This window comes from Ignavibacteriales bacterium (genome assembly GCA_015709675.1).
Taxonomy (GTDB): Bacteria; Bacteroidota; Ignavibacteria; order Ignavibacteriales; family Ignavibacteriaceae; genus H2-BAC3.
Map to the genome: position 1 here is coordinate 2808780 of CP054182.1, position 14522 is coordinate 2823301.

At 40.5% G+C, this 14522-nt stretch carries 17 protein-coding genes and 1 tRNA gene; 3 read left to right on the top strand and 15 right to left on the bottom strand.

Going from position 1 to position 14522, the window contains the following annotated elements:
- Positions 1-8: 8 nt before the first annotated feature.
- From thpR to HRU80_10780, 7 genes are all read right to left on the bottom strand, one after another.
- A complete protein-coding gene (thpR, locus tag HRU80_10750) occupies positions 9-557 on the bottom strand; it encodes an RNA 2',3'-cyclic phosphodiesterase (protein ID QOJ29334.1) in 549 nt (182 codons plus the stop codon).
- Positions 547-1803 carry a competence/damage-inducible protein A gene (locus HRU80_10755; GenBank protein ID QOJ29335.1) on the bottom strand — a complete coding sequence of 419 codons (1257 nt, stop codon included), beginning with the start codon at positions 1801-1803 and terminating at the stop codon, positions 547-549. The genes thpR and HRU80_10755 overlap by 11 nt, the downstream gene beginning before the upstream one ends.
- A gap of 18 nt (positions 1804-1821) precedes the next feature.
- Positions 1822-2415: a CDP-diacylglycerol--glycerol-3-phosphate 3-phosphatidyltransferase gene (pgsA, locus tag HRU80_10760; protein ID QOJ29336.1), complete on the bottom strand. Its 594-nt coding sequence runs from the start codon at positions 2413-2415 to the stop codon at positions 1822-1824.
- 3 nt (positions 2416-2418) lie between these two features.
- Entirely contained in the window at positions 2419-2754 is a 336-nt protein-coding gene (locus HRU80_10765; protein ID QOJ30523.1) for a DUF971 domain-containing protein, read from the bottom strand.
- Positions 2708-3610, bottom strand: coding sequence for a phosphoribosylaminoimidazolesuccinocarboxamide synthase (locus tag HRU80_10770; GenBank protein ID QOJ29337.1), 903 nt, complete (start codon positions 3608-3610; stop codon positions 2708-2710). The genes HRU80_10765 and HRU80_10770 overlap by 47 nt, the downstream gene beginning before the upstream one ends.
- 113 nt (positions 3611-3723) lie before the next feature.
- Positions 3724-3796 (bottom strand) — tRNA-Phe (locus HRU80_10775).
- A 49-nt stretch (positions 3797-3845) separates the two neighbouring features.
- The gene (locus tag HRU80_10780; GenBank protein ID QOJ29338.1) at positions 3846-4133 is read right to left on the bottom strand and encodes an ATP-dependent Clp protease adaptor ClpS; all 288 of its coding nucleotides are present in this window, start codon (positions 4131-4133) and stop codon (positions 3846-3848) included.
- Positions 4134-4257: 124 nt separating this feature from the next.
- Here HRU80_10780 and HRU80_10785 point away from each other — a divergent pair, with 124 nt between their 5' ends.
- From HRU80_10785 to HRU80_10795, 3 genes are read left to right on the top strand one after another with little or no spacing between them, the layout of a single operon-like run.
- Positions 4258-5004, top strand: coding sequence for an electron transfer flavoprotein subunit beta/FixA family protein (locus tag HRU80_10785; protein QOJ29339.1), 747 nt, complete (start codon positions 4258-4260; stop codon positions 5002-5004).
- A 9-nt stretch (positions 5005-5013) separates the two neighbouring features.
- Positions 5014-5982, top strand: coding sequence for an electron transfer flavoprotein subunit alpha/FixB family protein (locus HRU80_10790; GenBank protein ID QOJ29340.1), 969 nt, complete (start codon positions 5014-5016; stop codon positions 5980-5982).
- Between the two features lie 2 nt (positions 5983-5984).
- Positions 5985-6581, top strand: a complete 597-nt coding sequence (locus HRU80_10795; protein QOJ29341.1) for a bifunctional nuclease family protein — start codon at positions 5985-5987, stop codon at positions 6579-6581.
- Here the strand turns inward: HRU80_10795 and HRU80_10800 are convergent, their stop codons facing one another.
- The 8 genes from HRU80_10800 to HRU80_10835 are packed head-to-tail and all read right to left on the bottom strand — an operon-like array spanning position 6582 to position 14519.
- The gene (locus HRU80_10800; GenBank protein QOJ29342.1) at positions 6582-7982 is read right to left on the bottom strand and encodes a DUF2851 family protein; all 1401 of its coding nucleotides are present in this window, start codon (positions 7980-7982) and stop codon (positions 6582-6584) included.
- A gap of 3 nt (positions 7983-7985) precedes the next feature.
- Positions 7986-8336, bottom strand: a complete 351-nt coding sequence (locus tag HRU80_10805) for a hypothetical protein (protein ID QOJ29343.1) — start codon at positions 8334-8336, stop codon at positions 7986-7988.
- 11 nt (positions 8337-8347) lie between these two features.
- Positions 8348-9148: an orotidine-5'-phosphate decarboxylase gene (gene pyrF, locus HRU80_10810; protein ID QOJ29344.1), complete on the bottom strand. Its 801-nt coding sequence runs from the start codon at positions 9146-9148 to the stop codon at positions 8348-8350.
- A 1-nt stretch (position 9149) separates the two neighbouring features.
- Positions 9150-10412 (bottom strand): rod shape-determining protein RodA, encoded by a 1263-nt coding sequence (gene rodA, locus HRU80_10815; protein QOJ29345.1) that lies wholly within the window; start codon positions 10410-10412, stop codon positions 9150-9152.
- Positions 10384-12177, bottom strand: a complete 1794-nt coding sequence (gene mrdA / locus HRU80_10820) for a penicillin-binding protein 2 (GenBank protein QOJ29346.1) — start codon at positions 12175-12177, stop codon at positions 10384-10386. Before mrdA ends, rodA begins: the two co-directional genes overlap by 29 nt.
- On the bottom strand, positions 12174-12665 hold the full coding sequence (mreD, locus tag HRU80_10825) for a rod shape-determining protein MreD (GenBank protein ID QOJ29347.1): 492 nt from the start codon (positions 12663-12665) through the stop codon (positions 12174-12176). The genes mrdA and mreD overlap by 4 nt, the downstream gene beginning before the upstream one ends.
- Complete coding sequence (gene mreC, locus HRU80_10830) at positions 12658-13494, bottom strand: rod shape-determining protein MreC (GenBank protein QOJ29348.1); 837 nt, start codon at positions 13492-13494, stop codon at positions 12658-12660. The genes mreD and mreC overlap by 8 nt, the downstream gene beginning before the upstream one ends.
- Complete coding sequence (locus tag HRU80_10835) at positions 13494-14519, bottom strand: rod shape-determining protein (GenBank protein ID QOJ29349.1); 1026 nt, start codon at positions 14517-14519, stop codon at positions 13494-13496. Before HRU80_10835 ends, mreC begins: the two co-directional genes overlap by 1 nt.
- Positions 14520-14522 lie beyond the last annotated feature (3 nt).

Sequence of the window (14522 nt, forward strand, 5' to 3'; positions counted from 1 at the left end):
TTGAAAACTTACATAATTTCGAGGAGAGGGTGATACACCGACCCGGTTCTTAATAACTTACTTTCATAAAGCACAAAACTACGAATCCTGCTGCGTAAATTTCTAACATCTGATGATAGAAATTTATCCAGAAAACCATCCGGAAGCTTCCTCTTTGCCCGCATCAGAGTAATATGGGGTTTGAAATCGCCGCCAGTTTCCGGGAACCCTGCCGAATGCAATATTTTGTTAAGTGAATGAAAAAATTCAGATGGCTCAGGATTTAACCTTGCTTGAGCAAGTAAAACTATCCTGTCAGACTCTCTTCCAAAATATCCATATTTATCAACCTCAACTTCAAGTTCCGGCAGTCTGAGACCTTCTCTCAGCATTTCCGACAGGACTTTTAACCTGGAGGGTTCAGAATCACCAAAAAACTTTACTGTAATATGCAGTTTTCCGGCCTTTTCAATTCTTCCGGAATCAGGATACTGCGAATGAACCTCCTCAAAACGCTGAAACAATTTTTGCTTAAAATCATTTTGCAGGTCAAATGCCAGGAATGATCTAATTTTCAAAAGGTATACCCAGCAAATGTCTTCTCAGCAGCTCTAGTGCTGCCTGTATTACGCGATCTTTATTTAACAAACGGTTATCTCCCATCAAATAGTGCCTGGCATATGAACCTTCTTGCGAAGCAATTCCGATAAAGACAGTTCCCACTGGTTTTTCAGCTGATCCTCCTGACGGCCCCATTATACCTGTTGCTGAAAGTCCGATATCCGAACCGCTAATTGCTTTTATTCCGATGGCCATTTCCAAAGCAACCTCTTCACTTACCGCTCCCTTTTCCATTATAAGATCTTCATTCACATTCAGAATTTCAACCTTTGCTGCATTACTATAGGAAACTACTCCTCTTTCAAAATAAGCACTTGAGCCGGCAACATTTGTTAGTTGATTCGCGATACCTCCTCCGGTGCAAGACTCTGCCACAGCGACAGTTTGTCCCCGCTCTTTAAGTAATCTCCCTACAACTTCAGCAAGAGACTCTTCACCTTTTCCGTAAATATATCTTCCGGCAACAGAACGTATTTTTTGCTCAATTTCAATTAATGATTCCTGCGCTGCAGACTTATTCTCCGCCTTGACAGTTATACGTAATTTTACTCCAAACTGACTTGGTAAAAAAGCAAGTTTATTACCTTTAAGGAGTTCGTCCAGATTTCCCAGTTTCTGAAATAATACGGATTCAGGTATACCTGTCGTCAGCAGTGTGGACATAATTGTATAGCTTCCGGTATCTTGACGAAGACGAATTATCTCCGGGATAACATAATTCTGCATCATTGCCTTCATTTCTGACGGCACTCCGGGCATAAAAAAGAATGTGCAATTCCCTTTCTTTAAGATATATCCCGGAGCAGTGCCCTGCAGGTTTCGCATAATAGTTGCAGATTCCGGAACCATTGCCTGATCTTCATTGAGCGGAGTAAGTACTCTGTTTAACCTTGCAAATCTTTCTGCTATATCCTGGTATACCCGTTCATCTTTAATGAGACTTGCAGAAAAATATTCAAGAATGCAGGATCTGGTAATATCATCATGAGTTGGTCCCAATCCTCCGGTAACTATTACAGCATCAGCTTTTGCAGCACAGTAGTCAAATTCATTCAGAATTTCCGTTCTGTCATCCCCGATCACACTTGAGCGTACAATATCCGTCTGATTTTCGGTCAGCAGATTTCCAATATACGAAGCATTCGTGTTTATGGTCTGACCAATAAGCAGTTCATCCCCGATACTTAGAATAGCGGCTTTCATTAATTTTTTCCAGTCATATTATTTATCAGCCTTGAATAACTTTGAAAGAACTTTCTTTTCCTGCCAAAAGTAATCAGCACCGGAATGGAGAGTAATTGCCATAATAGCTAAAAGAAGAAAAGTGATCACGGTGTTGTCTAAAAGCATCTCAATAACACTCTTGTATTCCGCAGTCCAGGTGGCATTGAGCAGTATATATAAAATAAGGACATAATACAGAAAAACCATTTGCAGAAGGGTTTTTAACTTAGCGTAAAAACTCGTAGGAAAGGTAAATCCCTTATATTCAGCAAAAGCTCTGAAGCCGGTAACAAGAAAATCCCGCAAAAGTATCAGATAAACTGGCCAGCCCAGTAGGACACCTTTATACACAAGACTCAGAAAAGCCCCCGCAGTGAGGATTTTATCAGCAATAGGATCCCAAAACTTGCCCCATGCAGATATATAATTGAATTTTCTCGCGAGCCAGCCGTCATACCAGTCTGTAAGAGCAGCAATAAGAAAGATTACCAGAGCAATTTCTCCTGAATACTCTCCCTCTGAAAAAAAATAGAAAACAAATACCGGAGTAAGAATAATTCGAAGAATAGTAAGCTGATTTGGCAGGGTCATCTGTTATTCCAGATTCATTGAACGCAGATTACTGTATTCGTATATTCCTGTGCTGTGTCCATCCTGCCAGATGACGTTGAGTGCATACGATCCGACTGCTTTAAGCTCTTTAACCATAATCTGATCCCGCATGTAAAGAGGTATATATTTGGAAGACTGTCCTGCCTTTTCTGCGACACAGGTAGCACACGGACATTTTTTGCGGAGTTCCTGTAGTGGTATTCTGGATACCTGACTGTCATTCCACTCAATTATCAGCTCTTTACCCCCTGAGAGGCGGATTTTAACGGGCTCAGCCTTCAATGGAGTTTCCCGTAAGAAGTTTAAATGCTTCCTTATAGAGGTGTGATGTTTTCTGAATTACTTCCTCAGGTAAATCCGGTGCAGGCGGTTGTTTGTTAAAATTAATCGAGAGCAGAAAATCACGCACATATTGTTTATCAAAATTTGTCTGCATTTTACCCGGCTGATAGTCTTTTTCAAGCCAGAACCGAGACGAATCCGGTGTAAGAACTTCATCAATGAGGATAAGATCCCCGTTTTCATTATATCCAAATTCAAATTTTGTATCTGCTATTATTATCCCCCGGCTTAATGCATAGTCTGATGCTCTTTTGTATATTTCTAATGATTTTTTATTCAGCACATCAATCAGTTGAGTCCCGAATCGCTGCTCAGCTTCCCCAATACTGATATTTTCATCATGCTCGCCAATTTCAGCTTTTGTTGATGGAGTAAATATCGGGAATGGCAATTTTGAAGATTCAATCAATCCTTCCGGAAGTGTATTTCCGCAAATCTCTCCTGTTTTTCTGTAATCATTCCAGCCGGTCCCGGCAAGATAACCTCTCACTATACACTCCACAGGTACAACTTCTGCCTTTTGGACGAGCATTACCCTGCCCCGGTAATCATCTTTCTGATTCTGAGGGATATAATCAATCTCATCAACATTTGCGGTAATCAAATGGTTTGGAATTATATCCTTTATCATGGAAAACCAGAAAACCGCCATTGTATTCAGAATCTTTCCCTTAAATGGGATGCCCTGATTCATTACAACATCAAAAGCAGAAAGCCGGTCAGTGCTCACAATCAGATAATATTCACCTGCATGATACACATCCCGGACCTTTCCCCTGCGGTGCAGTTGGAGTCCCTCAATGCTGCTGTAGAGAATAATGGATTGTTTCATAATTCAGAAATAATAAATAGGAAATATAAAAATTCACAAGGTGAGAAATGGCACCTCTGATGATCCTGAAATATTTTAAAATAAAAAAGGCACCCGGTTAAGAGTGCCTTCTGTGGGCAGAGAGGGAATTGAACCCCCGACACAAGGATTTTCAGTCCTTTGCTCTACCGACTGAGCTACCTGCCCTAAAAACAGACTCCAAATATAGTATTTACTTTAAAATAAGTCAAATCATTTAGCCAAGAATTTGAGTGTGGAGTGCAATTTCTTCCAAAACCGATGAAACTTTGAGACATGAAGCCATATCACCGTAGTAAACAATTGCTTTTCCCTTAAGATGGACTTCAAATGTGTACTTGCGTGCCTGCTGCACTGAACACTGGACGGCTTTTATAATTTGGTTAATCACCTCATCAAAAGTGTGCCAGTCGTCATTGAACAGAACCACCTTATACGGTAATTCAGTTTCTGTCAGTTCAGACTCAATTATTTCCGGTTCAGGAGTTTGTTGTGTATTGCCCATAATTCTGCTTTTAACTGGTCGAAAAATAAGAACCCGCAGGGACTTTTCGTAAAAAACCTGTCAAGTTTCTTTCTCCTGAGGTATATTTGTGCACTTAAATTATCTAGTTTTTAGCGGAGAATTAATGAAAATCGCTGTTTGCGTTAACCATGTTCCGGATACTGCAACCAAAATAAAAGTTGGTCCGGATGGTAAAAAAATCGACACTAACGGTGTCACCTTTATTGTTAACCCTTATGATGAATACGCTATTGAGGAAGGTCTTAAATTAAAAGAGAAAACTTCCGGAACAGTGTATGTTATCGGACTGGGGGGAGAAGCACACAAAGAATCCCTCAAAAAGGCATTAGCGATGGGGGCAGATGAAGGAATCCTACTTAAAACAGACCAGGATTTTGATTCTGTGACAGTTGCCAGACTGCTTGCAGATGAGATAAAAAGTCTTGGATGTGAAGTTGTATTCACCGGTAAGCAATCAATTGATTTTGACAATTCTGCCGCCGGACAGCTGATTTCCGAATTTTTAGGTTTTAATTGTGTTAGCAACGTAGTTGCTTTGACTATTGATAATAATGCTATACAGGCTGAAAGAGAAGTCGAGGGCGGTAGAGAAGTTGTGAAAACCTCGATGCCGGCTGTTATTACGGCTCAGAAAGGTATTAATGAGCCCCGTTATGCTTCCTTAAAAGGTATCATGGCTGCAAAGAAGAAAGTAATTACAGAAAAAGCGGTTTCAAACAGCACTCCTAAGTCAACCTCTCTTGGATTGCGCCTTCCTGCACCAAAGAATCCAGGCAGAATTCTTGGTTCAGATGCTGCAGCAATCAAAGAGTTAGTCAAATTATTACGCGAAGAAGCGAAGGTTATATAGGAGTCATCAATGAAAAAAGCAATTGTATTTTTAGAAGTCAGAGAGTCTAAAATTAAAAAATCCTCAATTGAGGCATTATCTGCTGCACTTATGTTTAAAGGCAGTTATTTTAACGAAATTCATGCAGCCGTATTTTGTGATGTTAATCCCGATTTTAGCGTTCTTGACGGACTCTATCCGGATGCTATTCACCTGTTCAAGAGTCCTGAATTCAATAATTATACGCCTAAATCGTTTAAAAATGAACTGGCCGCACTCAAATCAGGAGCAGACGCAGCCGTTTATTTCTTCAGTAATACTGCCCAAGGTAAGGACCTGGCTCCCCGGCTTGCCGCCACTCTGTACTGCGGCCTCGCAATGGATCTGGTTGAAATGAAGCTTGACGGTGACAATTTTGTATTCACCAGACCAGTTTATGCCGGAAAAGCACTTGAAGATTTATCGATAAATACCTCAGATAAAGTAATAACACTTCGTCCAAATGTATTCCCGGTAAGACTTGGTTCGGGAAATTCAGAAGCCAAGGTAAGTGAGATTACAGTAAACAATCCTGATGTTTCCGTAAAAACAGTGGAAATCAAAAAAGCTGAGGGTAAACTGGATGTCTCCGAAGCGGGAATAATCGTTTCAGGCGGCCGTGGGCTTAAGGGTCCTGAAAACTTTCATTTGATTGAATCCCTCGCTGAGGCCTTAGGCGGAGCGGTCGGAGCATCAAGAGCAGTCGTTGATGCCGGCTGGAGACCTCATAGAGAGCAGGTCGGTCAGACAGGAAAGACAGTCTCCCCTTCTTTGTATGTAGCAGTTGGAATTTCCGGTGCAATTCAGCATCTGGCCGGAATGTCAACTTCTAAGTATATCGTTGCTATCAATAAGGATAAAGACGCTCCGATCTTCCAGGCGGCTGATTATGGTATCACCGGAGATGCTCTTGAACTTCTCCCAATTTTTACGGAAGAAGTAAATAAGCTTAAAGGATAGTTTTGAGTAAGATCGAATGTGAAATTCTGGCGCTCTCTTCCAACCCCACATCAAGCGGCGCTTATGCATTAGTTCTGAAGGAAGTCTTCGGTAACAGAAGACTTCCTATTATTATCGGTCACTTTGAAGCACAGGCCATTGCGCTTGAACTTGAAGGTATCCATCCTCCCCGGCCTCTTACCCACGATCTCATTAAGAATCTGATTGAGAATCTTGGAGGTACAGTAATGGAGGTTGAAATAAGTGAGTTAAGAGACAATACTTTTTACTCAAAGATAATACTTGAAGTTTCTTCTCTGACTAATGAGGTGGATGCCAGACCAAGTGATGCGATCGCGATCGCTTTACGTACGGGTGCTCCTATATATGTAGCTGAGCAGGTTCTTGAAGCCGCAGGTTTTATTTCATCTTCTGAAACCGAAGATACCGGCGAATTTAATCCCGAAGCAATGGAGGAAAACGAGCCGGAAGTACCTAAGGGAAAAGAATCTAAACTGGCTGCGCTGCAATCTAAACTGAGAGAAGCACTTGAAACTGAAGATTATGAGCGGGCTGCAAAGATTAGAGATGAAATTCAGCGGTTGACGAATAGCAACTGATCAGAATACAAGTCCCCCAATTTTGCACTCCTCACATTTTCCCTTCCTGCAGTATTCATTCGAAAGTTCAACTGCGCCCTGATAATATACAGCGGTACCGGTCTTCTCTCCGTGAAGTAATTCATTCAGTATCCTAGCAATACTCCCGGGGTATTTGGGAATTTTCATTTCGAGATAAATATTCCTGCAAATCTCCGTCATTCTGGTATTGTCTGTTGATGAATAATACGCATAAAGTCCCGGCAACAAAACATTGATAAGAATTTCCTGAATTCTTGATTCACCCGGCAACGTATGGATCCTGCCCGGTGTTTTCTTAGTAAATGACGAATGCTGAGACCAGAAATTTCCTGCATCTGTTCGAATTATTTCAGCCAGCCTGTTCTGATAATCCTTTATATCTGTTTGAGTATCTTCATAATGGAATAATGCAGTAAAACCATCCTGCCATAAAACAGCAACAATTTTCACCGCCGTATAAATTCTTAAATAAACCGAAGCATTTGGTCTCAGACTGCGGGTCTTCCACTGATAACGGGAAATCCTTGATGCATTAAGATAAAGTTTCACTTCTTCCCAGCGCTCTTTCAGATTCCGTAAGTAACTTATTGCCTCACTTTCCTCAACCTCAGAAAGTTCAGGCAATAACCCTGTCAGTTCCCAAACATAAGCCTCAAGATACTCTGGAAAATTGGGATTTTTTGAATAGTCAGTAAAAAAGTGAGGATTAATCAGAGAAAACAGATCTTCCATAAGACCGCTGTTGGCTGAATAACCCATCGCCCTGAATATCATCGAGGAAATAGTATATTTCCAGATATATTCTGCATCTGAAGTGAGAGAATATAACAGGTTTACATTCTGGGCAGAATTATAATACAGATCACTAAATCTTCTGCATTTTTTTTGAAACCGCTGAATAGCAAGTTCATACAGAACTTTTTTAGAAATTTCAGTCGTAATACGATGTAAATTCCCTGAGCAAACCAGGGTTGTGTCACGAGGAAGATTTCCTTCTGAAATTAATCCAGAAAGAGCGGTCTGCATACTTTCTGAAAGGATTATATCAATTGGTAAAGAAAGAATTTGCTTTTCATTACTCAGGGAAACAGTATCAGAGCCGGATTGACTGCCATGAATATGTAAAACGCATGGCAAAAAAGATTGATCTGAACAGTGTCCATGTGAAATCCACCCGGACTGTTCCGCATCAATTTCAATTGAACCGTTAAGGAGAGTTCCATTTATTTTTACTGAGACGTCTGAATAATCAGGTCCTCCATGATTCCCGGTGTACTTCCCCCTATGGATAATTTCTATTCTGTTATTTTTATAGTTAATTATCTTTTTAAGGGAGGAAAATTCCCAAAGTGCCCAGAGGATGTTTTCCGGTAAATGCATAATTCATTTCAGGTATATCACCTGCTCCTTTGAACGAATTACTCTGTTATAATATAGTATAGAAATCTTTCTTACTTTTGTTGATAAAGGCACAATAAATTTATATCTGCCTTCAGAAATATTGAAATACAAATCATATTTTACATCATTAACCAGGCAAATCAGATTAATCTCATGCAATTCCGGGGGGACAACAACCATAATAGAAATTTCATTTTCACCTTTTTCTATATCACAGGCAAGAGCGGATAACATAGTATTGACCGGCAATTCAGTATACTCAGTTTCAATCGGAAATACAGGCTGAAACTCAGCGGCAGAGAGATTAGAGAGATCAGGATTCTTTTGCATCATTTCTCCGATTATTATAAGTATTGCCGTATTAAATCGTCAGTTTTCTTTATTTCACTCCTGACTGCCTCGTGAAATCTCACAGAAGTATCACAATAGAGGAGTGAACGGCTGAAATTTATTAAATAGCGGAATGAATTATTCGCAGCAAAAACAGGTATAATATCCTCCAGCCGGGCACCCTGTGCACCAACGCCGGGGAGCAATAGGTCAAAATTCATGAAAGCAGAAATCTTTTCTTCAAGCATCTTTTTCTGGGTAGCTCCAAACACAAGCCCAGTGTTATTTTTAACATTCAGATTTCTGCACAATTCCACGGTCTCTTCAAATACAGTGGTCCCCTGCTCCGTTTTTTTTAATTGTAAATCTTTTGATCCCGGATTTGATGTCAGGGCCAGTACGTATGTAAGTTTTTCTTCATACTTAAGAAACGGTTCGATTGAATCCTGCCCCATGTAAGGTGCAACGGTACAACTGTCAAACCGGTAAACTTCATACATTGACTTAGCATACATATCGGAGGAATTACCAATGTCTCCCCGTTTTCCATCTCCAATTACGAAAACCTCATTTTGAAGATATTCAATCGTCCGGAGCATCGATTCAATTCCCCTGATTCCCAGGCTTTCATAGAATGCCAGATTGATTTTATAAGCAGCTGCGTAATCTCTGGTAGAATCAATAATAATTCTGTTAAAATCGAACAGCGGATCATCAGCACGCAATATATGGGAAGGTATCTTGGTCAGGTCGGTATCAAGACCGACACATATATGCATTCCTTTTTTATTGGCATCCCGGAGCTGCTGTATCATATCAGGAATAATTCTTTCTTGTACGATAAATGTTAAAAATAATTCCAAGCATCGTCATATTAATAAGTAATGAAGAACCGCCATAACTGATAAAAGGAAGCGGAATGCCAATAACTGGAATAATACCTATTGCCATACCAACATTTATCACAAAATGAGTGAAGAATATTGAAAGAACACCCACAGCAATCAGACTGTGGAACTGATATTTACTCATATTAGCGATGCGGAGAATCCTGGTGAATAAAATCATATAGAGAATCAAAATTGCCAGACTTCCTGCAAATCCAAATTCTTCACCAATAACGCAAAAGATAAAATCAGTCCACTGTTCCGGAATAAACTGAAGCTGCGTCTGATTGCCGGACAAAAATCCTTTGCCAAATAGTCCCCCTGAACCAATTGCAATTTTTGCCTGAATTGAATTGTAGCCGGACCCAAGAGGATCTGAGGCCGGATCAAGAAAGGATGCTATTCTCTTTTGCTGATGAGGACTAAGAAATTCATATACAATATCAACAAAAAATCCGACTGCAATATTGACCGCGAATATTGATCCGGAAAAAAATAAATCTCTTTTAAAATATATAAGACCGGCAATTACAACAAGGAGAGCCAGAAAGAAATAGAAACCGCCAAACAGCGCTGCCCCCATAACGAGAACTGGACTCAGAACCAGAAATAATCCAAAAAGACTTATTCCCTTCCAAAAAACCATTGTTATCATCATTCCTGCGAATACCAGTGAACTTCCAAGATCCGGCTCCATGAGAATAAGAAGAACAGGCACTCCTCCTATCGAAAGAGTAATAATAATATCCTTTAGTGAATCAATCTGTGTTTGATTTCGTGACAAATATCTGGCCAGAAAGATTACGGTGGCCATTTTCGCGAATTCTGCAGGCTGAAATGAAAAAGTTCCGAAATAGAGCCAGGCTTTTGCACCGCCTACTTTTCTTCCGAAAAGCAGTACCGCAACCAGAAGCACAAGCGAAAATATGTAAAGCGGCAGACTGGCCTTACTTATTATTTGCGTCGGAAGATTATATATAACCGCAAAAACACTTAATGAAAGTACAACTGCGATTGTTTGCTTAAGGAAATTTCCTTTTTCAATTACGGTATTCTGAGTACTGCTGTATATGGCAAGAAAACCCATAGCCAGCAGTATCAGTACCGATAAAAACATTACCAGATCAAACCGGTCGTTAACAGTATAATATACCTGAGGAGAATCAGTTCTTCGCGAGAAGGGATTTTTCATCCTTATTCTTTTTCTCCTTGGTATCTCTTAATAAATAACTTTCAAACATTTTTTTTGCAATCGGTGCTGCATGAGTCCCGCCAAATCCGGAATTTTCAACAAGGACACAGATGGCAATTTTGGGATCTTCGAATGGGGCAAACCCGATAAACCATGCATGATCCTTGCCATGCGGATTTTGTGCAGTACCGGTTTTACCGGCTACATGTATTCCCGGAATTCTTACATGGGTTGCTGTTCCGGCTCCATTGACAACCAGGAACATTCCCTTTTTCACAATTTCAAACGAACTTTCTTTAAGACCAGTATTTACCTCATCCACGAGATTCGGGGAAAACTTTTTATTCTCATCAAGGTATCCCTTTACAATATGAGGTAAATATGATTTTCCGTTGTTTGCTATAAGGGCCGTATAGTACGCTAGCTGAAGAGGTGTCAGAGAGATTTCGCCCTGTCCGATTCCCAGACTGACCAAAACACCCTGCGGCCAGTTCTTTCCGAATGCTCTTTCATAATATTTTGTATTTGGAATAAGACCACCAGATTCCTCAAAAATATCTATTCCTGTTTTGGTTCCTGTCTTAAACCTTTTGGCGTATTCATGAAGATTATCCAGTCCGATTCTGAAAATCAGCTGGTAAAAGAATGAATTGCATGATTTTTCAATCGCACGGGTAACATTAATGGCTCCATGCACACCGCCATGGCACTTAAAGAACCGGCCGAACGTAAAACCTCCTGCACAATACAATGTGGTATTCTCATCAATTACTCCCATGTCTAGTGCAATCGCAGCACAAAGAACTTTAAATGTTGAACCAGGAGGATGCAATGACATTGTTGCACGATTAAACTGGGGGATGCCAGGGTCAGCAGCGAGCTGACGCAGATAATCTCTGGACGTAACATAGGAGAATTCGTTCAGATCGTAATCAGGAGCTGAAGCCATCGCGAGAATCTCTCCGGTCTTTGGTTCAACAGCAACCACAGCACCCGCCTTACCCTTCAGATTTTCTTCAGCAATTCTCTGTATCTCAGCATCAATACCTAAAACAAGGTCCATGCCTTTAGTTGATGGGATATCCTGGTACCCCTCTTTAAATTTCGAAATTTCCCTTCCACGGCTGTCAACAATAATAAAGGTTTTACCTTTAACTCCTCTGATAATTGATTCATACTTACGTTCAATTCCATTGTAACCGATCAGATCTCCTGCCGAATAATAAGGATCTATTTTGATCTGATTCTTGTTAACCTCTTTTGAATACCCGAAAATATGAGAACCATGCACCCCCGCCGGATATCCTCTCTGTAGTTCAATTATATAATCAACACCATGGAACAACTCTGAATTCTCTTCAATCCATGCGATTGATTCAAAACTCACACCACGCTTCACTTTAATGGGTGAAAATTTACTATAATCCCTGTTTTTTTTCAGAATCGTTCTTATAGAACCTGCATCCATTCCGGCAATTTTCTCAAGAACTCTGTTATTTGCAGTGTCGTAATAAGCCGGAGTAATTCTAATGGTGTAAGCAGGAGTATTTTCTACCAAAAGTTCCCGGTTGCGATCATAAAAAACCCCTCTCAGCGGAGTTAGGTCAATCGCTTTAACAGAATTCTCTGTTGACTCCTTATCAAACTTCTTGTGTTCTACTATCTGCAGCTGAAATAGCCTGACAGAATATACAAGCACAATAAATACTATAATCGAAATCAGAATTCCGCTGCGGTTTATGTTAGAAATTCTCTCGGTTGTCATATAGTAAGATACCTCTTTGGAAAGAAAGCGGCAATTACAGAGGCAAGAACCGCAGTATAGACAGCAGGAAGAAAGGTCATTCTAACCGCAAGGTCTGCAGGTGTAAAACTGACATCATAAGCAGTGAGCAGACTGTATGTAAGATTATTTATAAAAGCGAACAATATAGTCAGGTAAATAAAACGGCCAGATTTGACGAAACTCTCGACCCGGATTTCTGAATAAAAATACCCGAGAATAAAGGCCGAAAGCGAGAGCGAGAACATAGCCCCGCCTAAAAGCTGGAAAGATACCAGTGCAAATACTAAACCTGCATACCCCCCGAAAAACATTCCCTGAATCTGGCCGGATTTCAGCACGACATAGAGAACATAAATTGCGATTAGATCGGGAGCAATCCCAGCTATTTCGAACAGAGGTAATACGTATATCTGAATCACGATAACGGGAAGAATTAAAAGGAAATGTAAATAATACTCTTTATTCATTTCCGGTTAAATCAGCTTCTGGGTCATAAAATGGGTTATTCTTCGATTTCATCTGCAGCACAAACACATATTCAACCACATCAAGATGAGCAGATGGTGTGATCTCTATATCACTGAGCAAACCTTGTTCGGGATTAATAATTTTCGAAACAGTTCCTACTGTCAGAGGTACAGGGATAAGACTGCTTATAGGTGAGGTAACAATTCTGTCCCCAATCGTGAGTTCAGCAGTCTTGGGAAGATTGGTTACCTTAAGACTGCTTCCGTTCCATCTGAGAATTCCGTTATATCTGCTTCCCTGTTCTTTAACAACTACCTTAAAATTCACATCTTTCAGTGTACGGATAACGGAGAAATTTGCATCCACTGAATGAATAATACCTATAAACCCGCCGAATGCAATGACAGGCATACCCCGTTCTATTCCGTCATTTCTTCCCGAATTTATAACCAGAGTTCCCTGCGTTGAAGAAAAAACGCGGTATACAACCTCACTGAATTTTAATTTAAGGGTAGTTGTATCCTTTATGCCCAGAAGTCTTTTCAGTTCTTCATTTTCCAGCGCTGCCTTGCGCAGTTTATTTACTTCAACCAGCAATTCCGCATTTTTATGTTTCAAAGTCATGTTCTCGCTGCGAAGAGAAGTAGTATTCATCACATTCTTCAGAAATTCAGTTGAAACTGAAAACAGTCCGAAAGTAAATGTGCGGAAATTCATGAGCTGAGGCGAATCACTCAGAGCTATAAGGAAAAGACTCGCGGTAAGCAGCAATGAGAGAAATATATACTGCCGGAAATTTCTGAAAAATTTAGCCGGGAAAAATTTCATTAATAGCGTCTGCTGCGAATAAGAACGCGGGAATACTTATTAAGGTTTTCTATAACTTTACCAGCGCCCCTGACAACCGCGGTCAGCGGATCTTCAGAGACATGAACGGGAAGATTGGTTTCAAGACGGATTCGTTCATCAAGTCCTTTAAGGAGAGCTCCTCCGCCCGAAAGCATAATGCCCTGGTCAAGAATGTCAGCGGATAATTCAGGAGGGGTTCTTTCCAGTGAAAGTCTTACCGCATCCACTATCTGTGAAACACTTTCATTAAGCGCTTCACGTATTTCAACTGAAGAGATCTCAGTGGTTTTGGGAATACCATTAACGAGGTCTCTGCCTTTTACCTGAATAGTAAGTTCTTCCTTCAGAGGCATTGCTGATCCCACCTGACATTTGATCGCCTCGGCAGTTTTCTCACCAATGAGCATATTATGATTTTTCTTAAAGTAATGAAGAATTGCATTATTCATCTCATCCCCTGCAATCCGGATTGATTCTTCATTAACGATACCTGAAAGGGCAATAACCGCGATTTCGGTGGTTCCTCCTCCGATATCAATAATCATATTCCCTACTGAAGCTTCAACGCTCAAACCGATACCAATTGCAGCAGCCATTGGTTCTGCAATAAGATGAACTTCCTTTGCGCCGGCATGCTCTGCACTGTCTCTTACCGCCCGTTTTTCAACTTCGGTAACACCGCTGGGCACAGCAATTACAATCCTTCTGCTTGAGAACATTCCAACATCAACACGTTTTATAAACGCACGCAGCATTCCCTCGGCAATTTCAAAATCAGCAATTACACCATCTCTCATAGGCCTGGTAACTTTTATCTCACGGTGCTCTCTTCCGAACATCTCTTTTGCCTGTTTACCAATTGCGAGAATTCTCTTCGTGTTTGCATCATAGGCAACAATTGATGGCTCATTAAGCACCACCCCTTTACCCTTTACATAGATTAGCGTATTGGCAGTACCAAGATCAATGGCAATATCTGCAGCAAAAAAATCTAAAAAACTCATTTT